General features: G+C 35.5%; 18 protein-coding genes. 12 read left to right on the top strand and 6 right to left on the bottom strand.

Annotated elements, in window-relative coordinates; all coding sequences use genetic code 11:
- Positions 1–49 precede the first annotated feature (49 nt).
- The 4 genes from secA (at position 50) to E0I26_RS09465 (ending at position 5,590) form a co-directional block, all read left to right on the top strand.
- Positions 50–3,391, top strand: a complete 3,342-nt coding sequence (gene secA / locus E0I26_RS09480) for a preprotein translocase subunit SecA (RefSeq protein WP_131916246.1) — start codon at positions 50–52, stop codon at positions 3,389–3,391.
- 501 nt (positions 3,392–3,892) lie between these two features.
- Positions 3,893–4,498 (top strand): hypothetical protein, encoded by a 606-nt coding sequence (locus tag E0I26_RS09475; protein WP_131916245.1) that lies wholly within the window; start codon positions 3,893–3,895, stop codon positions 4,496–4,498.
- A 568-nt stretch (positions 4,499–5,066) separates the two neighbouring features.
- Complete coding sequence (locus tag E0I26_RS09470; protein ID WP_131916244.1) at positions 5,067–5,285, top strand: hypothetical protein; 219 nt, start codon at positions 5,067–5,069, stop codon at positions 5,283–5,285.
- Entirely contained in the window at positions 5,285–5,590 is a 306-nt protein-coding gene (locus tag E0I26_RS09465) for a type II toxin-antitoxin system RelE/ParE family toxin (protein WP_131916243.1), read from the top strand. Before E0I26_RS09470 ends, E0I26_RS09465 begins: the two co-directional genes overlap by 1 nt.
- A 71-nt stretch (positions 5,591–5,661) precedes the next feature.
- Here E0I26_RS09465 and E0I26_RS09460 read toward each other — a convergent pair whose 3' ends face one another.
- A complete protein-coding gene (locus E0I26_RS09460; protein ID WP_131916242.1) occupies positions 5,662–6,324 on the bottom strand; it encodes a TrmH family RNA methyltransferase in 663 nt (220 codons plus the stop codon).
- 272 nt (positions 6,325–6,596) lie between these two features.
- On the opposite strand from E0I26_RS09460, the gene E0I26_RS09455 reads away from it, so the two are divergent.
- The 5 genes from E0I26_RS09455 to E0I26_RS09435 all read left to right on the top strand — a co-directional run bounded on the left by E0I26_RS09455 (position 6,597) and on the right by E0I26_RS09435 (position 13,950).
- Positions 6,597–7,286 (top strand): SIR2 family NAD-dependent protein deacylase, encoded by a 690-nt coding sequence (locus tag E0I26_RS09455; protein WP_131916241.1) that lies wholly within the window; start codon positions 6,597–6,599, stop codon positions 7,284–7,286.
- 128 nt (positions 7,287–7,414) lie between these two features.
- Complete coding sequence (purB, locus tag E0I26_RS09450; RefSeq protein WP_131916240.1) at positions 7,415–8,761, top strand: adenylosuccinate lyase; 1,347 nt, start codon at positions 7,415–7,417, stop codon at positions 8,759–8,761.
- A 184-nt stretch (positions 8,762–8,945) separates the two neighbouring features.
- Positions 8,946–11,186, top strand: coding sequence for a cation:proton antiporter (locus tag E0I26_RS09445; RefSeq protein ID WP_131916239.1), 2,241 nt, complete (start codon positions 8,946–8,948; stop codon positions 11,184–11,186).
- 255 nt (positions 11,187–11,441) lie between these two features.
- Positions 11,442–12,047: an NAD(P)H-dependent oxidoreductase gene (locus E0I26_RS09440; RefSeq protein ID WP_131916238.1), complete on the top strand. Its 606-nt coding sequence runs from the start codon at positions 11,442–11,444 to the stop codon at positions 12,045–12,047.
- 1 nt (position 12,048) lies between these two features.
- Positions 12,049–13,950, top strand: a complete 1,902-nt coding sequence (locus E0I26_RS09435) for a monovalent cation:proton antiporter-2 (CPA2) family protein (protein WP_131916237.1) — start codon at positions 12,049–12,051, stop codon at positions 13,948–13,950.
- Between the two features lie 87 nt (positions 13,951–14,037).
- Here E0I26_RS09435 and guaB read toward each other — a convergent pair whose 3' ends face one another.
- Entirely contained in the window at positions 14,038–15,510 is a 1,473-nt protein-coding gene (gene guaB, locus E0I26_RS09430) for an IMP dehydrogenase (RefSeq protein WP_131916236.1), read from the bottom strand.
- A 163-nt stretch (positions 15,511–15,673) separates the two neighbouring features.
- On the opposite strand from guaB, the gene E0I26_RS09425 reads away from it, so the two are divergent.
- Complete coding sequence (locus E0I26_RS09425) at positions 15,674–18,178, top strand: cation-translocating P-type ATPase (protein WP_131916235.1); 2,505 nt, start codon at positions 15,674–15,676, stop codon at positions 18,176–18,178.
- A gap of 8 nt (positions 18,179–18,186) precedes the next feature.
- On the opposite strand, the gene E0I26_RS09420 is transcribed toward E0I26_RS09425, so the two are convergent.
- The 3 genes from E0I26_RS09420 to E0I26_RS09410 form a co-directional block, all read right to left on the bottom strand.
- The gene (locus E0I26_RS09420; RefSeq protein WP_131916234.1) at positions 18,187–19,581 is read right to left on the bottom strand and encodes a DUF5723 family protein; all 1,395 of its coding nucleotides are present in this window, start codon (positions 19,579–19,581) and stop codon (positions 18,187–18,189) included.
- A complete protein-coding gene (locus tag E0I26_RS09415; protein WP_235831750.1) occupies positions 19,578–20,132 on the bottom strand; it encodes a hypothetical protein in 555 nt (184 codons plus the stop codon). The genes E0I26_RS09420 and E0I26_RS09415 overlap by 4 nt, the downstream gene beginning before the upstream one ends.
- 105 nt (positions 20,133–20,237) lie before the next feature.
- Positions 20,238–21,101 (bottom strand): hydroxymethylglutaryl-CoA lyase, encoded by an 864-nt coding sequence (locus E0I26_RS09410; protein ID WP_131916233.1) that lies wholly within the window; start codon positions 21,099–21,101, stop codon positions 20,238–20,240.
- A 197-nt stretch (positions 21,102–21,298) separates the two neighbouring features.
- On the opposite strand from E0I26_RS09410, the gene E0I26_RS09405 reads away from it, so the two are divergent.
- Positions 21,299–21,910, top strand: coding sequence for a hypothetical protein (locus E0I26_RS09405; protein ID WP_131916232.1), 612 nt, complete (start codon positions 21,299–21,301; stop codon positions 21,908–21,910).
- Complete coding sequence (locus E0I26_RS09400) at positions 21,907–22,617, top strand: DUF3307 domain-containing protein (RefSeq protein WP_131916231.1); 711 nt, start codon at positions 21,907–21,909, stop codon at positions 22,615–22,617. The genes E0I26_RS09405 and E0I26_RS09400 overlap by 4 nt, the downstream gene beginning before the upstream one ends.
- Here the strand turns inward: E0I26_RS09400 and E0I26_RS09395 are convergent.
- Positions 22,585–23,622 (bottom strand): quinone-dependent dihydroorotate dehydrogenase, encoded by a 1,038-nt coding sequence (locus E0I26_RS09395; protein WP_131916230.1) that lies wholly within the window; start codon positions 23,620–23,622, stop codon positions 22,585–22,587. The two genes, E0I26_RS09400 and E0I26_RS09395, sit on opposite strands and share 33 nt — an antisense overlap.
- Positions 23,623–23,712 lie beyond the last annotated feature (90 nt).

The raw sequence follows: 23,712 nt of genomic DNA, 5'->3' as shown, positions 1-23,712 counted from the left end.
TTTTTTGTTTAAATTTACAGAATTACACAACCAGAAATAAAAACATATTATGAGTTTTATAAATAGTATTATTAAAGTCTTTGTTGGGGATAAATCCCAGAAAGATGTCAAAGCTTTACAACCGTATCTTAACAAAATCAAAACTTTTGAAACTCCTCTGATGGCATTATCTAATGATGATCTTAGAGGACGCACTGCTTTTTTTAAGGATAGAATCAAACAGGCTCGCGCTGAAAAAGATGCTAAAATCGCTGCGCTGAAACTGGAAGTGGAAAGCATTGAAGATATTGACAAAAGAGAAGATATTTATGTTGCTATTGATGCACTTGAAAAAGAAGCTTACGATATCTCCGAAAAAACGTTGATGGAAATTCTTCCGGAAGCGTTTGCCGTTGTTAAAGAGACAGCAAGACGTTTTAAAGACAACACCGAAGTAGTTGTAACGGCAACTGCAAAAGACCGTGAACTTTCAGCTACTAAAAGCTACATTACCTTAGATGGTGACAATGCCATTTGGGCAAATTCTTGGAATGCAGCAGGGAAAGAAATTACTTGGGACATGATTCACTATGACGTACAATTAATTGGCGGAATGGTTTTGCACGAAGGTAAAATTGCCGAAATGCAAACAGGGGAAGGAAAAACATTGGTGGCAACCTTACCGCTTTACTTAAATGCCTTAACTGGAAACGGTGTACATTTAGTAACTGTGAATGATTATTTGGCAAAAAGAGATAGTACTTGGAAAGCACCATTATTCGAATTCCACGGTATGACTGTTGAATGTATTGACAATTACCAACCCAGTTCAGAAGGAAGAAAAAAAGCGTATGATGCTGATATCACTTACGGAACCAATAATGAATTTGGTTTTGACTACTTAAGAGATAATATGGCACATTCGCCAGAAGATTTAGTGCAACGAAAACACAATTACGCTATTGTCGATGAGGTCGATTCAGTTTTGATTGATGATGCCAGAACACCATTGATTATTTCAGGTCCGGTTCCGCAAGGAGATCGTCATGAATTCATGGAAATGAAACCAAAAATTGAAAACTTAGTTAGCTTACAAAGACAATTGGCTAACGGTTTCTTATCTGAAGCAAAAAAATTAATCAAAGAGGGAAATACTAAAGAAGGTGGATTCCAATTATTAAGAGCTTACAGAGCGTTACCAAAAAACAAAGCATTGATTAAGTTTTTGAGTGAAGAAGGAATTAAACAATTGCTTCAAAAAACCGAAAATCAATACATGCAGGATAACAAAAGAGAAATGCACAAGATTGATGAGGCATTGTATTTTGTTATTGAAGAAAAAAACAATCAGGTTGAATTGAGTGACAACGGAATTAAATACCTTTCCGGAGATACGGACTCTGACTTTTTTGTACTTCCGGACATTGGAACTGAAATTGCCGCTATCGAAAAGAAAAAATTAGATAAAGACACCGAAGCCGAAGAAAAAGAACAACTATTTCAAGATTTTGGTATAAAAAGCGAGCGTATTCATACCTTGACTCAGCTTTTGAAAGCCTACACTTTATTCGAAAAAGATGTAGAATATGTAATCATGGATAACAAAATCATGATTGTTGATGAGCAAACAGGTCGTATCATGGACGGTCGTCGTTATTCTGACGGATTGCACCAAGCAATTGAAGCCAAAGAAAATGTAAAAATCGAAGCCGCTACACAAACATTTGCAACAGTTACGTTACAGAATTACTTCAGAATGTACAACAAACTGGGAGGAATGACTGGAACAGCATCTACTGAAGCGGGAGAGTTATGGCAAATCTACAAACTGGATGTGGTTGAAATTCCTACGAACAGAGGAATGGCAAGAATAGACAAAGAGGATTTTATTTATAAAACTACTCGTGAAAAATTCAATGCCGTTATCGAAGACGTAACTGAATTATCTAAAGCAGGAAGACCGGTTCTTATTGGTACAACTTCTGTAGAGATTTCAGAATTATTAAGCCGAATGTTGAAAATGAGAGGCGTTGCACACAATGTCTTGAATGCAAAAATGCACAAACAAGAAGCACAAATTGTTGAAGAAGCCGGAAAACCTGGTGTGGTAACTATTGCAACAAACATGGCTGGTCGTGGTACCGATATTAAATTATCTGCCGAAGTAAAAGCCGCTGGTGGATTAGCAATTGTAGGAACGGAACGTCATGATTCCCGTCGTGTTGACCGTCAGTTGCGTGGTCGTGCAGGACGTCAAGGTGACCCGGGAAGTTCTCAGTTTTATGTTTCTCTTGAAGACAACCTAATGCGTTTGTTTGGTTCTGAAAGAGTGGCTAAAGTTATGGACAGAATGGGATTGCAGGAAGGTGAAGTGATTCAGCATTCTATGATGACTAAATCTATCGAACGTGCTCAGAAAAAAGTAGAAGAAAACAACTTTGGTGTTCGTAAACGTTTATTGGAATATGATGATGTAATGAATGCGCAACGTGAAGTAGTATACAAACGTCGTCGTCATGCTTTGTTTGGAGAGCGATTGAAATTGGATATTGCGAACATGCTTTATGATACCTGTGAATTGATTGTTGATGAAAACAAAGCAACAAATAATTTCAAAAACTTTGAATTCGAATTAATTCGTTATTTCTCTATTACTTCACCAGTTACTGAAAGTGAATTCAGTAAATTGAGTGAAATGGAATTAACCGGTAAAATATACAAAGCTACGCTTGAATATTACACGGAGAAAACCGAGAGAAGTGCCAGAGAAGCATTCCCAATCATAAAAAGTGTTTACGAAGACAAACACAACCAATTTGAACGCATCGTAGTTCCTTTTACAGACGGAATAAAATCTTTGAATGTGGTTACTGATTTGAAACGTGCCTACGAAACTGAGGGTGCTCAACTTGTTGCTGATTTCGAAAAAAATATCACTTTGTCTATTGTAGATGAAGCTTGGAAGAAACACTTACGTAAAATGGATGAGTTGAAACAATCGGTTCAACTTGCGGTTCACGAACAAAAAGATCCATTACTTATTTACAAATTGGAAGCGTTCAATTTGTTTAGAGCAATGATTGACAATGTAAATAAAGAAGTGATTTCATTCTTGTTCAAAGGTGATTTACCGGCTCAAGAGAATCAACAAATTCAAGAAGCGAAAGAAGTTCGTCAACAAGAAGATTATAAATTAAGTAAAGACGAAATTCCAAATAGTGAAAGTGCGAATCGCGAAGCGGGAGAAATGCAACAACGACAAGTAACCGAAACTATCGTGAGAGATATGCCAAAAATCAATCGTAATGACAACGTAACGATTCAAAACGTGGCTAACGGACAAATTCAAGAAATGAAATACAAAAAAGCCGAAAGCTTAATCGCTTCAGGACAATGGGTTATCGTTAACTAATAACCGTTTCGATTCCTTAAAATTAAATTCCCCAATTACGAAAGTAGTTGGGGAATTTTTTTTATCCTGAATTTATTGCAGGATCTTTTCAAGAAGCAATTCCCGCCCTACGCTACAAGCTATTTGGTTTCAAACCCTTTTTCTAGCCGCTGTCAGGAGCTTCCTTTGGTCGCTCTGCCACCGCCAGAAAAAAGTGGTTTTCAACTGGCATAGGCTTTCCACTGCTGTCGGGGCTAGGGATTTTGCAATAAATAACTCTGTTTACGGTTTCCCGTAATGATCCTGTAATCAAAGAATATATCTTTAGCAATAAATTAATTACTAATTCCAATTTATAAGTATTTTCAGCGATTAATTTATATCTTTGAAAATAAATAAAGACTGACCTTTATCAGACCTATCTACCCAAATTTGGTGTGATAAGTCGCATATCGTCAGACCTATATACTAGTTAGCACCAATACTATGACGACACAGAAATCATCTAACAACAAACAAAATATGAAATCAAAACTGACATTATTTTCAACAATACTTTTGACAGTCTTACTTTTAAGTTTCACAAATAAAAATGAAATTGGACAATGCTATATTTCATTTAAAACAGCAACAAGTTTGACAACTGCTGACCCTGACCGACTCCCAGAAACTTCTGAAAAAGTAAGGACTGTAAAAACCGACAATGGAGAAGTTGAAGTGACCAGAATTGACGGTTACAGAGTTTTGTATAATAATGAAAAGAAAGCCCCATTCGTAAATTTGAAAGTTGAACTTTCTGAAAACAAATCCTACGACAAAGACCAAAAAAATCTTATAGAGAACTTGAAGTATTTAAATTCACATTCGCAAAATATGGAAACTAAAGACCTAATCGAACTTGAATTTAATGGTTATAAAGTTTACGGGTTTAGCAGAGCAACAATTGAAACTGGAAGTACATTAGGGACATTTGTTATGTTCCCAAGAAACGGTGTGACAGTTTATTTCTACTTTAACAATATGAAACCTGAATACAGAAATTTTGAAAGTGTAGACGACTATAAAAAACAACGTGACAGGTTTATGGACGAATACACTAAATACTTGACAACGTGCAAAGGTAAATAAGTACTGGTGCTAACAGCCGTTTTGAGCTAGTGTGTGATTTAGTGGAATTACCGTTTCGTATCAACTTTTCTGCAAAGCCGAAAGTTGAAAGGTACCACTCTGGTGCTCGTTTGCAACGAGTACCCATTTTAATTTGGAACACCATCGTAGCGTTTGTAACGCGGTTTCTTAAACTAAAAACTATATACTTCCGCAAACTTGTCACCCAGCTCCGCATTCTATTCCTGAAAACACATAAATTTTTCGTAAATGCTGCGCAAATGTCTCTGACTTTGCGCAATTTTCAGAACTTGATATTAAATTAAAACGTCATAAAGTCTCTGACTTTCATCAACCAGATTGCGCGGATTTGCAATCCGTGCCGACAACGATAAGCACATAATCAAAAGATAATATTAGATGTGATTGCTTCGTTCCTCGCAATGACTCAGCTAATGGTAAAAAAACAAAGTTGAGTAAACTAAACTTTGTCAAAATACTTACTACGATTCCTTCTTCTTCAAAAAGACAATGCGATGGGAATAGCTGTGACTATTTTTTGTAACTTTGAATTTAAGAAATAAATGATATGGATATTCAATCTTCTAAAATAGAATTGGTAAAAATCATTCTCAACATTGAGAATGATAAATTTATCGAAAAAATTACGGAATTTATTCAAAAAGAAAAAGTAGATTTTTGGGATGAATTGAGTGTTGCTGAGCAAGAGGAAATTGAAAAAGGAATAAAAGAATTGAATAAAGGAAAAAGAGTTGCGTTCAACGACTTTCTTAAAAAAATCTCTTAGTGAAAGTCTTTTTATCCGAATTAGCTGAAAGTAAACTTTTGAAATTAAATGAGTTCCTTTTAGAGCATTGGAATTTGAAGGTTCGAAATGATTTTATTAAAAAGCTAACTTCTAAAATTGAACAAATTTCAAATCAACCTGAAAGTTGTCCAGAATCATACTTATTCAAAGGGCTTTTTAAATGTGTTGTAACAAAACAAACTACTTTTTACTATAGAGTAAACTTTGACAAAAAAGAGATTGAGATTATCACCGTTTTTGACACAAGACAAAATCCAGACCAATTAGAAAAGGACATACCATAAATTTGAAAGCCATTTTCCAACTTAGTTTTTATAACAATTGTTTGAATTTGCAATTCATACCCATAGCCGATCTATCTTGGATTCTCCTCAAAATACCGTTCCTCAATTCGCTTGATGTCTTTTATGGAATTTTTGGCCCAAGCCAAACGCTTTTCTAAGATTTCATTTTCGGATAAATGCCAATCAATGTTTGAATTACGCAATCGATTCGTCAAGTTTTGAATGATGATTGCCGCCGAAACCGAAATATTCAAACTTTCGGTAAAACCTACCATCGGAATTTTTAGAAAACCATCGGCGCGTTGCAAAATTTCTTCGGACAACCCGTCTCTTTCTGTTCCAAAAAACAAAGCACTCGGTTTAGAAATATCAAAATCTTCCATCAAACAATCATTCTCATGTGGCGTAGTGGCAATGATTTGGTAGCCTTTGCTTTTTAACGTATCCACACAATTCGTAATGCTGTCGAATGTGTTAATGTCAACCCATTTTTGAGCACCCATGGCAATCTCTTTGTCTATACTTTTTCCGTAACGCTGCTCGATAACATTCAATTCCTGAATCCCAAAAATCTCACAACTGCGCATTACCGCGCTCGTATTGTGCATTTGAAAAATATCCTCAACAGCAATCGTAAAATGCTTGGTTCTGTTTTCCAATACTTTCAGGAATTTTTCTTTGCGGTTATCCGTTAAGATATTTTCAAGAAAATTAAGGTAATCGATATCAATCATTGCGGGTTATTTTTTTGCAAAAATACTAAAAAAGAGTAGCTTTATATACTAATTCGAATCAAGGATTGAAATGTGCCGTTAGGCACTAAATATTGGTAGAAAACAAGAAGTGAAACGGATTTAGCGTGCCGTAGGTACGCAACATTTATAGTTTTGTCGCGTACCAACGGCACGCTAATAAATTTTGACCCTAATTACTACCAATATTTAGTACCTAACGGCACAGCCAAACAGCTATTCAAGCTGATTCACATTACAAATGTATTTTACAAATGAAAAAGAAACTAGTAGTCCTAACCGGAGCAGGAATAAGTGCCGAAAGTGGTATCAAAACTTTTCGTGACAGTGACGGACTTTGGGAAGGTTATAACGTTATGGATGTTGCAACTCCCGAAGGTTGGCATAAAAACCCGGCTTTGGTGCTGGATTTTTATAATCAAAGACGAAAACAACTCAAAGAAGTACAACCGAATTTGGGTCATCAAATTCTGGCTGAATTAGAAAAGGATTTTGAGGTGTACATTATCACACAAAATGTGGATGATTTACACGAACGCGCCGGAAGTACTAATGTGTTGCATTTGCACGGCGAATTATTGAAAGTGAGAAGTACCAAAAACCCGAATTACATTCTGGATTGGCAGGACGATTTGAATTTTGGCGATTTCGATGAAAACAAAAATCAATTGCGCCCACATATTGTTTGGTTTGGCGAGGAAGTTCCAGCGCTTGATGAAGCGATAACACTAACTCAAAGTGCCGATTATTTTGCCGTCATTGGAACTTCTTTGCAAGTATATCCTGCGGCTGGATTAATTGATTTCACAACCCGGGAAACGCCTGTTTTTTATATTGATCCAAAGCCCATAAAAATTCCAAATCTTCGAAATCCATTGGAAGTAATTCCTATGCGTGCCACGGAAGGAGTTGCTTTTTTGAAAGAAAGGCTACTCAATCAATAACAAAATCAATCGCAATGGCAATGAAAAATTTTAGTTTCAATAAAGAATTCCCGCAAAAAATCTAAACTTATACCCCATAACTTGTAACTTATAACTATTTTTGTGCCTTTCGAACAAACAACAAAACAATGACTACTTTAAACGAATTGAATGCTATATCGCCAATCGACGGAAGATATAGAAACAAGACTATTTCGCTGGCTCCATTTTTCTCTGAAGAAGCTTTAATCAAATACCGCGTATTGGTTGAAATTGAATATTTCATTGCTTTGTGCGAAGTGCCTTTGCCACAACTTGCAACCGTAAACCCGAATTTATTCGAAAGCTTACGTAACATCTATAAAAATTTCTCTACTGAAGATGCCCTTTGGATTAAAGAAACGGAGAAAGTGACCAACCATGATGTAAAAGCGGTGGAATACTTCATCAAAGATGCTTTTGAAAAATTAGGCTTGTCCCAATATAAAGAGTTCATCCACTTTGGATTGACTTCTCAAGATATTAATAATACGGCGATTCCGCTTTCTACAAAAGAAGCTTTTGAGAAAGTGTATATGCCTTCTTTGATTACTTTAACATCAAAACTGAAAGATTTAAGCGTTGAATGGGCGGCTATTCCAATGTTGGCTCGTACGCATGGACAACCGGCTTCTCCAACTCGTTTGGGTAAAGAAATTGGTGTTTTTGTAGAACGTTTAGAAGAGCAAATGCGTTTGTTATTTAATGTTCCTTTTGCGGCTAAATTTGGTGGTGCAACCGGAAATTATAACGCACATCATGTGGCGTATCCTCAAATTGACTGGAGAAAATTTGGAGGGAAATTTGTGGAAGAAAATCTTGGTTTACACCACTCCTTCCCTACTACACAAATTGAGCATTACGATCATTTCGCCGCGTTTTTTGATGCTTTGAAAAGAATAAATACAATCATCATTGATTTAGACCGAGATATCTGGACATACGTTTCAATGGAATATTTCAAACAAAAAATCAAAGCGGGAGAAATAGGTTCTTCGGCGATGCCACATAAAGTAAACCCAATTGATTTTGAAAATTCAGAAGGAAATTTAGGAATTGCTAATGCTATTTTCGAACATTTATCGGCTAAATTACCATTGTCAAGATTACAACGCGATTTAACGGACAGTACCGTTTTGAGAAATATTGGTGTGCCAATGGGACACACATTAATCGCTTTTGAAGCTACTTTGAAAGGATTGAACAAATTGTTATTGAACGAACCAAAATTCCATGAAGATTTAGAGAAAAACTGGGCCGTTGTTGCTGAAGCGATTCAAACAATCTTACGTCGCGAAGCCTATCCTAATCCGTATGAAGCGTTGAAAGGATTGACCAGAACCAATGAAGCGATTGATAAAAAAGCAATTCACGGTTTTATAGCAACCTTAGAAGTTTCGGATGAAATTAAAGCCGAGTTGATGCAAATCACTCCTAGTAATTTCTTAGGAATATAAGTTTTAAGAAATTATTGAAATTTGTAAAATCCCGTTAAAAAGAGATAAAAATTCTTTTCAACGGGATTTTTATTGCTAAAAAAATCATAAAAAGCAGTATTTAGCTAGAATTATACTTTAAAAATTAAAGTTTTTTCATATCTTACCAAGATACACAAAAACCTTATAATACAAGTAAACGCCTATGAATACAGCAGAAACAGTAGCAAATGCATCGCACCATTTACAACCTTTAATTAGTGATTTAGGATTAATTCTTATGACAGCTGCAGTGGCAGTTTTGTTATTTAAAAAAATAAAACAACCGCTGGTTCTGGGGTATTTAATCGCCGGATTTTTGGCTGGAAATCATTTTGATTTTTTCCCTTCGGTAAAAGATATTAAAAGCGTAGAAGTTTGGGCAGAGATCGGAGTAATCTTTTTATTATTTAGTTTGGGGCTGGAATTCAGTTTTAAGAAACTGATGAAAGTAGGTGGAACAGCATCGATTACTGCTGTAACACAAATTATTTCGATGGTTGCCATCGGGTATTTAGTGGGCCAATGGATTGGTTGGAAACCAATGGACTGTATCTTTTTAGGAGTGATACTTTCTATTTCATCCACCACTATTATTCTGAAAACATTTGATGAACTAGGCGTAAAAACCCAAAAATTTGCGGGAATAGTTATCGGTTCGCTTATCGTGCAAGATATAGTCGCCATTTTGATGATGGTATTGCTTTCTACTATTGCGGTAAGTCAACAATTTTCAGGTGGTGAGCTGTTGCAATCCGTTTTCAAACTGATTTTTTTCTTGACTATATGGTTTGTTGGAGGAATCTTTTTTATCCCGACTTTACTTAAAAAAGCCAAAAACATATTGACTGACGAAATGCTGCTAATCATCTCACTTGCTTTGTGCTTAATGATGGTTATTCTTGCTGCCAATGTTGGTTTTTCTCCTGCTTTAGGCGCTTTTATCATGGGTTCCATCATTGCCGAAACAACTCAGGCGGAACACATCGAGCATTTGGTAAAACCCGTTAAAGACCTTTTTGGAGCCGTTTTCTTTGTATCCGTGGGTATGTTAATTAATCCCGATACATTGACCGAATATGCTTTGCCTGTCGCAATTTTGACATTCGTAGTGATTATAGGACAATCCGTAAGTTCAACAATTGGCGCTTTACTTTCCGGACAACCACTGAAACAATCCGTGCAAACCGGAATGAGTTTATCGCAAATTGGGGAATTCTCCTTTATTATTGCAACACTGGGAATGACATTGAATGTAACCAGTGATTTTCTCTATCCAATTGTAGTGGCTGTATCAGCAGTGACCACTTTTACGACTCCTTTTATGGTGAAATTCGCCACTCCATTTTCGGAATATCTGGAAAAAAAACTGCCTCGAAAATGGATTAAAAAAATTGAACGCTACAGTGCCAATGCGCAATCCATAAAATTAGTGAGCAACTGGCAAATAGTCGTACGGGCGTTTCTGACGCAGGTAATTATCCATTCCGTAATTATAGTGGCTGTTATTTTACTTTCCTCTAAATTCATTCTGCCTTTAGTTCAAGGATCTCAGTTTGGAAACCTGTTTGCGGCATTAATTACAATCGTAATACTATCTCCTTTTTTATGGGCGCTATCCTTGCGTCGCGTCGCGGTAAAAGAAGTAGCCATTTTGAGAGAGGAACGTAAATATCGCGGACCAATACTGATGATGATTTTAATGCGAATGGTATTGACCCTTTTTTACATCGGTTTTTTATTAAATATCTTTTTCTCTCCCGGAATCGCTTTTATAATGCTGATTGTTGCCGTTGTCGTGTATTTTGTTTTTCCAAAAAAATTAAATGCGCAATATCACAAAATTGAAGACCATTTTTTGAAAAATTTAAATGCCCGAGAAATTAAAAAAGCGGTAAGAAGTCGTAGTGATTTAACACCCTGGGATGGCCATATGACCACTTTTGAAATTGCTCCAACCTCGAATATTGCCGGAAAAACACTAGAAAAGTTAAGCATTCGCGAGCAATTAGGAATTAATATCGCTTTCATCAAGCGTGGAGAAATCACGATTAATATTCCCAGCAGAAACGAAAGATTGTTTCCCGGAGATGAAATTTGCGTGATTGGTACTGATACCCAAGTGGCAGCATTTAAAAAATATTTGGACCAGCATGAGATTGATGTCTCACCATTGGTAACTGAATCTGATATTGTTTTACAACAGTTAGAACTGATAAACGAAGTATTTATTGGAAAAAGCATACGTGATTCTGAATTACGTGAAAAAACACGTGGCTTGATTGTTGGTTTGGAAAGAAGAGGAAAAAGAATTCTCAATCCAGAATCAAAATTGATTTTAGAAAAAAATGATATTCTTTGGATTGTGGGCAGCAAAAAACTGTTGGCGAATCTTTCCAAAAATTAAACAAGAAAATTTATTTTTTACAATTCTATTTTGGTTGAATTAGTGCAATCCAAAATAGACATTTTAAATACATCCCGTCTGAGCAAAACTTTAGATTTTGTTCAGACGGGATTTTCTGTTTATTGTTAAAAATAGTATTTGAACGATAGTAAATCATTAAAATTAAGCAATATTTTATACCTTAGAGGAGTTTTCTTTATGCAAAGAACATTGTAAATCAACACGATAACCCTTTTAAATTGTTACAATAAATTTATGCCAAAAAATAAAATCTTAATCCTATTTTCCCATCCCTTATTCGAGAAATCACATGCGAATAAAGCTTTGGTGCAAAATATTCCCGATTCAGAAAACATTACTTTTCATGATTTGTATGAGGAATATCCGGATTTTGATATTGATGTAAAACGCGAAAAAGATTTGTTAAGTCAGCATGATATTATCATTTGGCACCATCCCATGTATTGGTACAGTTGCCCGCCATTGATGAAACAATGGATTGACATGGTGCTGGAACATAACTGGGCTTATGGAAAAAAGGGGAAAGCCTTGCAGGATAAAATTATTTTTCAGGTGATTACAACTGGCGGTGACAAGGAAAATTATTGTGAAACAGGTAGTGATCGCTACAGTATTCTTGAATTATTGGAACCGTTTAACCAAACTGCAAAAGTGTGCAATATGATTTATTTACCTCCTTTTGTAGTGCATGGAACACATAATATGACCAAAGAAGATTATGAAAAAAATGGTTTGATTTATGGCTATTTTCTTGACTATTTAGAAAGTAATACTTTAGATACGGATGAAATTTTGCAACACCATTATCTGAATGAATGGTTTGCAACAATACTGACATAACATGGATACGAATTTTTTACTTCAGGCAATCATTTATTTATCAGCAGCCGTAATTTGTGTGCCTATTGCTAAAAAATTGGGGTTGAGCTCCATTTTAGGCTATTTATTAGCCGGAATCATTATTGGTCCTTATGTTCTTGGTTTTATTGGTCAGGAAGGTCAGGATATTATGCATTTTGCTGAATTTGGCGTCGTAATGATGTTGTTTTTGATTGGTTTAGAATTAGAGCCAAACAAGTTTTGGAAAATGCGAAAATTCATTCTGGGAATGGGTGCTGCACAATTGATCGGAACCACTCTTATTCTATTCATCGGATGTCTATTTTTTATGGACTGGAAATGGGAAACTACGTTGGCAATTTCGTTGGCCTTAGCTTTGTCTTCAACTGCCATTGTCTTGCAAACCTTAAAAGAAAAAGGACTATCAAACACTTCCGTTGGACGTTCCTCATTTGCGGTTTTACTTTTTCAGGATATTGCAGTAATCCCAATTTTAGCTTTTTTACCTCTTTTGTCAACGGTAAATCTTGAGGCAACAAATAACGCACCACAATCATTAATTACAGGCTATGCGAGCTGGTTGCAAACGGTAATCGTCATTGGAATTATTTCGACAATCTATTTTGCCGGTCGTTTTGTATTTGTTCCATTATTGCATATAATCGCAAAAACTCGGTTACAGGAATTGTTCACTGCTTCGGCATTATTATTGGTTGTTGGTGTTTCCTATTTAATGCAATTAATTGGATTAAGTCCTGCGCTTGGTGCTTTTATGGCTGGAGTCGTATTGGCAAATTCCGAATTTCGTCATGAATTAGAAGGCGATATTGCGCCATTTAAAGGATTGCTTTTGGGGCTGTTTTTTCTTGGTGTTGGTGCATCCATAAACTTCCAATTAATTATTGAGAATCCTCTTTTCATTTTTGTTTTTGGAGCCATCCTAACTCTTGTGAAATTCGCAGTTTTATTTGTAATCAGCAGATTTCATAAAAATAAAATAGATCAAAATTTATTATTCGCTTTCGGTTTGAGCCAAGCGGGAGAATTTGGTTTTGTAATCATGAGTTTCAGCATGCAATTGAATATTGTTCCCAATATTTTAGCCAATCAAATTATGGCTGTTATTGCCATGAGTATGGTTGCAACACCTTTTCTGCTCCTAATAAATGAACGAATAATTTATCCCAACACCCGAATTCAAGAAAAAGAAATAAAAAAAGATAATGATTATATTGACGAGGATAACCCCGTTATTATTGCTGGTTTTGGGCATTTTGGAAGTACAGTTGGTCGCTTATTGAGAGCTAACCAAATAAAATCAACCATTCTGGATTATGATTCAGACCGAATCGATTTATTACGAAAGATGGGGTACAAAGTGTATTATGGGGATGCTACCCGATTAGAACTATTGAAAGCTGCGGGTTGTGAGAATGCGAAAATTTTTATTGCCGCAATAGATAATCCTACCGTAAATCTTCAAGTAATTGAAACCTTAAAAAAACATTTTCCAAATTTAAAAATCTTAACTCGTGCCCGAAATCGAAATGATGCCTATGAATTAATCGATCATAAAGTCGAACATATTTACAGGGAAACTTTATACAGTGCTGTAAATATGGGTGTTGATGCATTGGTAGCATTAGGCCTTCGAAAATATACGGCAACCAGACAAGGACAGCAATTTATAAAATACGATGAAATTACCACGCGTAAACTGGCTGAAAAACGCCACGATAAAATGGCCTATCTGATTACGATTAAAGAAGAAATTGAATTACAGGAACAGTTATTAAAGAGTGATATTTATTCCCAAGTTGCAGCAACTAATCACAGTTGGGACAGTCAACATTTGAAAAACAATCTGGCTGACTTGTCTGACTCATCTGAATTGCAGGACTAATTTAGTTTACACCAATAAAAAAAAGCATAATTAATCCCCTAAAATGGAATTAATTATGCCTTTTTTTTTATGATTTTAAGCGATAAATTATCTAGAATAATTCGGAGCTTCTTTCGTAATCGTTACGTTATGAGGATGACTTTCGTTGATTCCGCTTGCAGTAATACGAACAAAACGCCCTGTTTCCTGTAACGTTGGAATATCTTTTGAACCACAATATCCCATTCCGGCACGAAGGCCACCAATGAATTGTTGCATGCTTTCGTTCAATTCTCCTTTGTAAGGAACACGACCTACAATTCCTTCCGGAACCAGTTTTTTCACATCATCTTCCACATCTTGGAAATAACGGTCTTTTGAACCTTCTTGCATCGCTTCAACAGAACCCATTCCACGGTATGATTTGAATTTTCTTCCTTCGAAAATAATAGTTTCACCAGGAGATTCCATGGTACCTGCCAGTAGTGAACCTAACATTACACAATCAGCACCCGCAGCAATCGCTTTAGGGATATCACCTGTGTAACGAATCCCACCATCAGCAATTACGGGAACTCCAGTACCTTTAATCGCTGCTGCTACTTCAAGAACAGCTGAAAACTGAGGAAAACCAACACCAGCAACAATACGAGTAGTACAAATAGAACCTGGTCCAATACCTACTTTCACACCATCAGCTCCATTTTCAACAAGATACTTGGCTGCTTCAGGAGTGGCAATATTACCAACAATAACATCTAAGTCAGGGAATTTAGCTTTAACTAATTTTAGTACATCTACAACTCCTTTTGTATGTCCATGGGCAGTATCGATTATAACTGCGTCTACTCCGGCATTAACCAAAGCAGTAGCTCTTTCAACAGCATCTGCAGTAACACCTAATGCAGCCGCAACACGTAAACGTCCGTATTTGTCTTTGTTTGCATTTGGTTTTTGAGTCAATTTAGTAATGTCTCTAAACGTAATTAAACCAACTAATTTATAATCCGCATTTACTACTGGAAGTTTCTCGATTTTATACCCTTGCAAAACTACTTCGGCTTGTTCCAAAGAAGTACCTTCGGCAACTGTAACCAAGTTCTCACTTGTCATTACCTCAACGATAGGTCTGGCATTGTTTTTTTCGAAACGTAAATCTCTATTCGTAACAATACCTTTCAGTTTTTTATTTTCATCGACAATTGGAATACCTCCAATACCGAATTCTTTCATCGCATTTTTAGCATCTGCAACTGTAGAAGTCAATGGCAAAGTAACTGGATCGATAATCATTCCAGACTCCGCACGTTTTACTTTTCTAACTTTCGCAGCTTGTTGCTCGATAGTCATATTTTTATGCAAAACACCAATTCCTCCTTCTTGCGCCATAGCAATTGCCATTGCACTTTCGGTAACAGTATCCATAGCAGCAGATACAATTGGAACATTAAGTGTTATATTTCTTGAAAATTTTGATTGAATACTCACTTCGCGAGGAAGCACATTTGAGTAGTTAGGAACTAATAGAACATCATCGTAAGTTAATCCTTCACCGATAATCTTAGAGTTGTGTGCGATCATTGCAATTGTAGTTGGAGTTTAATTGCGTGCAAATATAAACAATCTTAAGCAAAAAAACGAGTAAATTTTATAATAAATGATTAAATTGCATTATAGAGTTTTTCTCTAATACATCTTTCCGTGTTTTTATAATCGATACTATTTGATTCATTTATTTTTTGCTATGACAGAACCTCAACAACAAATAAAAGGACTTTCAAATGATGAAGTCTTGCAATCAAGAACAAAATATGGTGCAAATTCCATAGTGCATCAGGACAAAAGTAACTTCTTCACTTCTTTAATCGAAATGGTTAAAGAACCCATGTTTTTGTTGCTTTTGACTGCTACCAGCATTTATTTTATTACAGGCGATTTTGGCAATGGAATTTTCATGGCTATTGCCATTATATTGGTTTCTACGATATCACTTTATCAGGAATCGAAAAGCAGGAACGCAATCGAAGCTTTAAAAAAATTATCTCAACCTAAAAGTAAAGTCATTCGCAATAGCAAAATTATAGAAATCCCAAGTGAGGAAATTGTCTTGGGTGATTTCATTCAAACCGAAGAAGGAACCTTTATCCCCGCAGATGGTATCATCATTAAATCTAATGATTTTTCCATAAATGAGTCTGTTCTTACTGGTGAATCGCTGGCTGTCTTTAAAAATGAAACGTCCGAAAACAATCAGGTATATCTTGGAACAATTGTCACCAGTGGTTTAGCCATTTGTGAAGTAACAGCCATTGGGAACCAAACCCAATTAGGCAAAATAGGAAAAAGTCTGGAAACGATTATCGAAGAAAAAACGCCTTTGCAAATACAAATTGGGAACTTTGTAAAAAAGATGTCTTTTGTAGGACTGGCAATTTTTGGTATCGTCTGGATTATTAATTATTATAATTCCAAAGATGTCTTAGACAGTTTATTAAAAGCCTTGACCTTGGCAATGAGTATCATTCCTGAAGAAATCCCAGTGGCTTTTACCACTTTTATGGCACTTGGTGCTTGGCGCTTAATGAATATGGGAATAATTGTCAAGCAAACAAAAACTGTAGAAACTCTGGGCAGTGCCACCGTAATTTGCACCGATAAAACGGGAACAATTACCGAAAACAAAATGAGTTTGGCGCAATGGTATACTTTTTCATCGAATGAAATATCTAATCCAAAGAAGCAGTTAAATAATGATGAGCAGGAATTATTAACGCTCTCCATGTGGGCCAGCGAACCCATTCCGTTTGACGCAATGGAAATTGCATTACATGAAGCCTATTCAAAAATAGAAATCCCAGATGAACGAGCCAATTTCAAATTAATACATGAATATCCATTGTGTGGAAAACCTCCCATGATGACCCATATTTTTGAAAACCAAAATGGGACGAGAATTATTGCTGCCAAAGGTGCTCCCGAAGCATTAATTGCATGCTCTAATCTATCCGAAAAAGAAACGCAACAAATCCTTACTGCAATGACAACTATGGCAATGGAAGGATTTCGCGTTCTGGGTGTTGGCGTTGCTAAATTTTCAGGAACTGATTATCCAAAAACACAACAAGAATTTTCTTTTGATTTCAAAGGATTGGTCGCTTTTTATGACCCGCCAAAAGAGAATATAAAAGCAGTTTTTGAAACATTTTATAAGGCTGGGATTCAAGTGAAAATAGTTACAGGTGACAATGCAGCGACAACAGCTACCATAGCCAAACAAATTGGTTTTCGAAACGCAGAAAAAACACTCAATGGAGATGAACTAATGGCAATGGACGACGCCACTTTGAAAGAAAAAGTAATGGAAACTGCAATTTTCACAAGAATGTTTCCTGAAGCCAAACTCAAAATCATAAAAGCACTGAAAGACAACAATCAAATTGTAGCCATGACAGGTGATGGTGTAAACGACGGACCCGCTTTAAAGTCAGCACACATAGGAATTGCAATGGGTAAAAAGGGAACCGAAATTGCCAAACAAGCCGCCAATCTTATCCTTATTGACGATGATTTTTCTAAAATGATTGATGCGATTGCAATGGGCCGAAAAATATATAATAATCTAAAAAAAGCGATTCAATACATCATTTCCATCCACATTCCAATTATCATGATTGTGTTTATTCCTTTGGCTTTAGGATGGATTTATCCAAATATTTTCTCTCCGGTTCATGTCATTTTTCTGGAGATAATTATGGGGCCTACGTGTTCTATAATTTATGAAAATGAACCCATGGAACGCAATTTGATGCTACTCGAACCAAGACCATTTACCACTACCTTTTTTAAACTGAAAGAAATAACGATAAGTATTATTCAAGGACTTGTAATTACGTTGGGACTTTTATTTGTCTACCAATATTGTGTGGCTGATAATTGCTCCGAAAGTGCCACAAGAACTGTTGTATTCCTCACTTTGATTGCTTCCAATATTTTCTTGACACTCACCAACCGTTCTTTTTACTATTCTATATTTACAACTTTACGCTACAAAAATAATTTAGTTCCGATGATTATAGGCGCAACCATTCTAATCACTGTTCTATTGCTGTTTGTTCCTTTATTTGCCCATTTCTTCGAGTTCGAAAGGGTTTCTGGCTATCAAATTTGCTTGAGTATTTTAGTGGGATTTGTTTCGGTACTTTGGATAGAAATTTTCAAACGATTTAAACGAAGAAAAGTACAATTTTAGAATATAATTTATTTTTTACTATTCTTAAAAATAACATTAAGCCCTAGCTGAAAAGACAGACTATTGGCTTTGGTAACATCCTTATATTCCAAAAGATTATCGGCAAGAACATAGAAATTAACCGGTCCAAACATACTGGATAATCCCAACCCTATATTTTTATAAGAATAGGAATCTATCGTATAGGTTGCTTTCATTTGCAACGAATTGAAAATTTTTCTTCTGTAATAGGTCGTAAAAGCAACTAAAGGCGTTCTCGGAGTGGACATTACGAATAATTGGGCACCTACTGCGCTTTTATAAATAGTTTCAGGATCATAATTAAGGCAGTTGCAATCTTCGGATACTTCCTCTTCAAATGAAAACTGAATGGAAGTGTTGAATTTCGTAGGTCGCCATGTAGTGTAATCAGCATACAAAGTATCCAAAGGAATGGCATCCTTAAATTCTTGGTATCCATTTTCTGCTGAATTTCCAGAACTGAATTTGGGAATAACACCTTCGTATTTGTAAGCCCCTTTAAAAGTCAAACTTTCTACTTCTTTGGTATGTTTTATAAAACCAAGGTCTATGACACTTGCAGTTAATTGAATATTTTTCTTTGGATAATAAGTCAAACCAGCGTCAAATCCCAAACCTAAATTACCTCCTAGAAAGGCTCTTTTAGTAATGTCTTTTACTGCATTTGGCTCATAATCTTCATCATCGTATTTAGCAATTCCCGATGTATTGAGTTGCAAATCCGAATAAATCATTTGTTCATAAACCCCTTGTGTGGAAGGAATAGTATAAATGTATCCTGAATTACTAGTTGAATTAGCATTATAAATACTGGAATAAATCTTTCCTCGCGCTCCTAGAATTAATTTTTCATTTATTTTTTTATGAAATCCAAGATGAAAAACGGAGAGCATTTCTGCTTTTACACTCAAATCCCCTAAATTGAATACTTTACCCAAATAATCTCTATTTCCGTCTAAAGCCAAAATTGCAATATCTTTAGGCACATAGCTCATAAAATCAAATTCTTGGTACATACCAAAAGAAACATAGGAATCCCCTTGATCTCCCGCTATTTTAAAGCCTCCGTTAAATAATTCTATTTGTTCGTTTAGGACTACTCTATCTTTTCTTGTTGTGGAGAATACTACATTTCGCAGTTTCACGTTAAAATCTACTCCATTATCAGCAAATAAATCATACGCGGAGAATCCACTCGAACCAACATTTGTAGAAATACCAGACAATAAAGGAATCCCAAAATACCAATTGTACTTCACATCAGAACCCGGATTAGTCAGCAAAGACTGAGGCACTGAAGTGAAATTATATAAAATTTGCTTGTTTTGAGAAATACTTTTAACCGATAAAAATAGAACAAAGACTACAATTATTTTTTTCATTCTACTACAAAATAAGCGGTTACTCCTGAACGTAATTTTAAACTTCCTGTGCTATTTTCGTTTAATGGTGGACCGGCAAACATGGTGAGCGTGAAAGTAATTTTTGTCGTTCTTTTTAATAAGTCCAGCGTTGCATTTTCAAATACTTCAGTTTTAGTAACTATATTTTCTACACCGGTATACGCTAGCACGGTAAAATTTGTGGAATGAACAGGCTGATTATTTCTATCCAGAAATACTAAATCTATTCTGTACCCCCTATTTATGGTATTGTTAACTTCAAAAAATAAATCGACTCTTTTTAAGTTGTCTCTAAAAAATTTATCATTGAATACATCGACAGTTGGCGCATCCGTAATAACGGTGTGTTCCATTCCTCCGGTAACAAATTCATCTGCAGGAATATCAAAATAGGCTAAATTTGCAATAAAAACCGGTTCTAATTTTATATCATAGACTTGATTATAGTCTAAATCACTTGCACATGAAGACGAAAATAGTATCAGAATTAGTACGCCTAAAATTCTATGGACAGCCCGTAGTTTCATCATATTAGTATGTTAAAAGTAAATTGGGGAATTGTATAACAAACGTATCAATCATAGACTTATTATTTTCAAAATATTGAGTTCAACCACAACTGCCATTTTTATTTTTTAATGAAATTCACCAAATAGCTTCGAAGCCTCATTGTAAGCACTTTCAAAACTTATAGGACTCATGTCAGTTTTTTCTTTTTGAGAAGTAAAATAGGATAATAGTTTCTCTGTAGGCATATTACCCGTTAAATCGTCCGTTGCCATTGGACATCCGCCAAAACCCTGAATAGCCCCATCAAAACGGCGGCAACCCGCTTTGTAAGCCGCATCAATTTTCTCAAACCATTTATCAGGCGTAGTATGAAGATGAGCGCCAAATTCAATTTTTGGATATTTTGGAATTAAATTCGAAAACAAATACGAAATCACATCTGGTGTTGAACTTCCTACCGTATCCGAAAGTGATAAAATTTTGACTCCCATTAAAGCTAATTTTTCAGTCCATTCCCCTACTATTTCAACGCTCCAAGGATCGCCGTAAGGATTACCAAATCCCATAGAAAGATACGCTACTACTTCTTTATTCGTATTATCGGCAATTTCAAGAATTTCCTGTAACGTAATTAATGACTCGGCAATCGTCTTGTGGGTATTCCGCATTTGGAAATTTTCTGAAATCGAAAAAGGAAAACCTAAATACTGTATTTCGGGATGCGATGACGCTAAAGTTGCCCCTTGTGTATTAGCAATAATCGCCAATAATTTACTTCGGGTTTGAGATAAATCAAGTTGTGCCAGAACCTCAGCGGTATCCTGCATTTGCGGAATGGCTTTAGGCGAAACAAAGCTTCCAAAATCGATGGTGTCAAATCCTACACGCAATAAAGACTGGATATAAGTCACTTTTCTTGCCGTAGGAATAAATGGCTTTATGCCTTGCATGGCATCACGTGGACATTCTATAATTTTTATTGGCTCCATAGAAAGCCAAAGATAGAAAAACAATTATGAATTTTAAATTATCAGTTTTAAATTTTTGAAAATTGACATTATTACGTATTTTGGTAATAATTTTAATTATTACATAATTTGGTAATATTAAATATTATTACGTTATTTGGTAATAATTTATTTTAAACTTTTAAAGTAGACCTTTACTTTTTTAATTATATTTGGATATGACAAGCATAATCACTGGAGACATCGTTAATTCAAGAAAACTACCCTCTAAAATATGGATTGACGGTTTGAAAGAACTATTGAATACCAAAGGTAAAAACCCGAGTGAATGGGAAATTTATCGTGGTGACGAATTTCAGATGGAAATTATAAATCCAGAAGAAGCGCTACTGACAGCTTTCCAAATTAAGGCCTATCTAAAAACATTAAAGCTCGACGCGAGAATGAGTATTGGTTTTGGCGATAAAACCTATACAGCAGCCACAATTTCTGAAAGCAACGGAACTGCGTTCGTTCGTTCGGGAGAGCTTTTCGAAACTTTAAAAAAACAAAAAACAACCTTAGCCATTAATTCTGGCAATAGCGATTTAGATACAGAAATGAATTTAATGCTCCGTTTAGGATTGACCTTTATGGATAATTGGCTGGTGCAATCGGCTGAATTTGTTTTGGCATCCATAGAAAACAAATCACTTTCTCAAGAAGAAATGGGCGTGAGACTCGGTATAAATCAAGCCGCAGTAAGTCGCAGACGAAAACGAGCGCAGTTTGATTTGGTGCTGGAATTAGATAATCATTTCAGAAAAAAAATTAAAAACCTCAGTGTATGATTATTTTTGTAAAACTATTATTGGCACATTTACTTGGTGATTTTTTATTCCAGCCTACATCTTGGGTTTTAGATAAAGAAAGCAGAAAACACAAAAGTATTTATCTTTATATCCATACACTGCTTCATTTTATTTTGGCTTGGGCTTTAGTTGGCGGGACTGATTTTGTTTGGTTTGCCATTTTACTGGCGGTAACGCATGGAGGAATTGATTTTTTGAAATTACATTTTCAAAAAAATAAAACAAAACGCAACTGGTTTGTAATTGACCAACTGTTACATCTTATTGTGCTCATAGCAATTACACTATTTTACAATAACGAACGTATTGATTTTACAGCATTCGACAACCGATTTTGGATCTTTGCGACTGGAATACTTTTACTGACAAAGCCTACATCTATACTTATAAAGAATATTATTTCTATTTGGACTCCTGAAAACAAAACAAGCGACGATTCCTTATCCAATGCCGGAAATTACATTGGAATACTGGAACGCCTGTTCGTTTTTTATTTTGTCATTACTGCCCATTTTGAAGCCATTGGTTTTTTATTGGCTGCAAAATCTATTTTCCGATTTGGAGATTTAAAAGAAGCCAAAGACCGAAAACTTACTGAATATGTTCTTATCGGAACCTTATTGAGTTTTGGCATTGCATTATTGACAGGGCTTTTAGTAAAATATGGGTTGTTGCAATCTTTCTAAAATCTTTTTATTTATGGCTTTCACTAATCCCGGGCCTTCATAAATAAAACCCGTGTACAATTGCACCAAACACGCTCCGGCTTCCAATTTTTCAATCGCATCATCGGCAGAATGAATTCCCCCTACTCCAATAATAGGAAACGCTTTTTTACTTTTTTGAGATAAAAATCGGATGACTTCAGTGGAACGTTGCGTTAATGGTTTTCCTGACAAACCGCCCATTTCAGTTTTATTCTCCGATTGTAATCCTTCACGGGAAATCGTAGTATTTGTGGCAATAACGCCCGCGATTTTAGTTTCCTTGATAATATCAATAATATCCAATAATTGCTCATCTGTCAAATCTGGAGCGATTTTTAAGAGGATTGGTTTTTGCTTTGGCTTAGCCAAATTCTTATTTTGAAGCGTTTGCAGTAATTGTGTCAACGGCGCTTTGTCTTGTAAGGCTCGGAGATTTGGTGTGTTTGGCGAACTTACATTCACCACAAAATAATCCACATAATCATACAAAGCATCAAAACAGATTTCATAATCCGAAGTGGCTTCTTCGTTTGGTGTCAATTTATTTTTACCAATATTTCCTCCTATGAGAACCCCAGTATTTTTCTTTAATCGTTCAACAGCCTCCTGAACTCCGCCATTATTGAATCCCATTCTATTGATAATGGCGCTATCTGCTTTCAGACGAAACAATCGTTTTTTAGGATTTCCTTCCTGTCCTTTTGGAGTAAGCGTTCCTATTTCGATAAAACCAAAACCAAAACTGGACAATTCTTTATACAACTTGGCATCTTTATCAAAACCAGCCGCAAGTCCAACTGGGTTTTTAAATTTCAAACCAAAAACTTCTGTTTCCAACCTTGGGTCATTAACTTCATAAAGCAATTTAAAAAGAGAGGTAAATCCAGGAATTCTAGACAAAAATCGAATCAATGAAAAAGTAAAATAGTGGACTTTTTCCGGATCAAACAAAAATAGAAATGGGCGAATGAATACTTTATACATAGTTGTAGTGTTGTTGGTGCAAAAATAGAACTATCTCATCGATAATTAAATATTTCGAAAAAAAATTATACATCAACATTTGATTTGGCT

Source organism: Flavobacterium rhamnosiphilum (genome assembly GCF_004349195.1).
Taxonomy (GTDB): domain Bacteria; phylum Bacteroidota; class Bacteroidia; order Flavobacteriales; family Flavobacteriaceae; genus Flavobacterium; species Flavobacterium rhamnosiphilum.
This window is presented reverse-complemented; position numbering and strand designations above follow the sequence as displayed.

What these genes read in the sequence shown, in the direction of transcription:
- E0I26_RS09420 (WP_131916234.1), bottom strand. Translation starts at nt 19,581, where the DNA reads ATGAAAAAAATAATTGTAGTCTTTGTTCTATTTTTATCGGTTAAAAGT.
- secA (WP_131916246.1), top strand. Translation starts at nt 50, where the DNA reads ATGAGTTTTATAAATAGTATTATTAAAGTCTTTGTTGGGGATAAATCC.
- E0I26_RS09440 (WP_131916238.1), top strand. Translation starts at nt 11,442, where the DNA reads ATGCCAAAAAATAAAATCTTAATCCTATTTTCCCATCCCTTATTCGAG.
- purB (WP_131916240.1), top strand. Translation starts at nt 7,415, where the DNA reads ATGACTACTTTAAACGAATTGAATGCTATATCGCCAATCGACGGAAGA.
- E0I26_RS09410 (WP_131916233.1), bottom strand. Translation starts at nt 21,101, where the DNA reads ATGGAGCCAATAAAAATTATAGAATGTCCACGTGATGCCATGCAAGGC.
- E0I26_RS09435 (WP_131916237.1), top strand. Translation starts at nt 12,049, where the DNA reads ATGGATACGAATTTTTTACTTCAGGCAATCATTTATTTATCAGCAGCC.
- E0I26_RS09455 (WP_131916241.1), top strand. Translation starts at nt 6,597, where the DNA reads ATGAAAAAGAAACTAGTAGTCCTAACCGGAGCAGGAATAAGTGCCGAA.
- E0I26_RS09415 (WP_235831750.1), bottom strand. Translation starts at nt 20,132, where the DNA reads ATGATGAAACTACGGGCTGTCCATAGAATTTTAGGCGTACTAATTCTG.
- E0I26_RS09445 (WP_131916239.1), top strand. Translation starts at nt 8,946, where the DNA reads ATGAATACAGCAGAAACAGTAGCAAATGCATCGCACCATTTACAACCT.
- guaB (WP_131916236.1), bottom strand. Translation starts at nt 15,510, where the DNA reads ATGATCGCACACAACTCTAAGATTATCGGTGAAGGATTAACTTACGAT.
- E0I26_RS09400 (WP_131916231.1), top strand. Translation starts at nt 21,907, where the DNA reads ATGATTATTTTTGTAAAACTATTATTGGCACATTTACTTGGTGATTTT.
- E0I26_RS09425 (WP_131916235.1), top strand. Translation starts at nt 15,674, where the DNA reads ATGACAGAACCTCAACAACAAATAAAAGGACTTTCAAATGATGAAGTC.
- E0I26_RS09475 (WP_131916245.1), top strand. Translation starts at nt 3,893, where the DNA reads ATGAAATCAAAACTGACATTATTTTCAACAATACTTTTGACAGTCTTA.
- E0I26_RS09460 (WP_131916242.1), bottom strand. Translation starts at nt 6,324, where the DNA reads ATGATTGATATCGATTACCTTAATTTTCTTGAAAATATCTTAACGGAT.
- E0I26_RS09405 (WP_131916232.1), top strand. Translation starts at nt 21,299, where the DNA reads ATGACAAGCATAATCACTGGAGACATCGTTAATTCAAGAAAACTACCC.
- E0I26_RS09395 (WP_131916230.1), bottom strand. Translation starts at nt 23,622, where the DNA reads ATGTATAAAGTATTCATTCGCCCATTTCTATTTTTGTTTGATCCGGAA.
- E0I26_RS09470 (WP_131916244.1), top strand. Translation starts at nt 5,067, where the DNA reads ATGGATATTCAATCTTCTAAAATAGAATTGGTAAAAATCATTCTCAAC.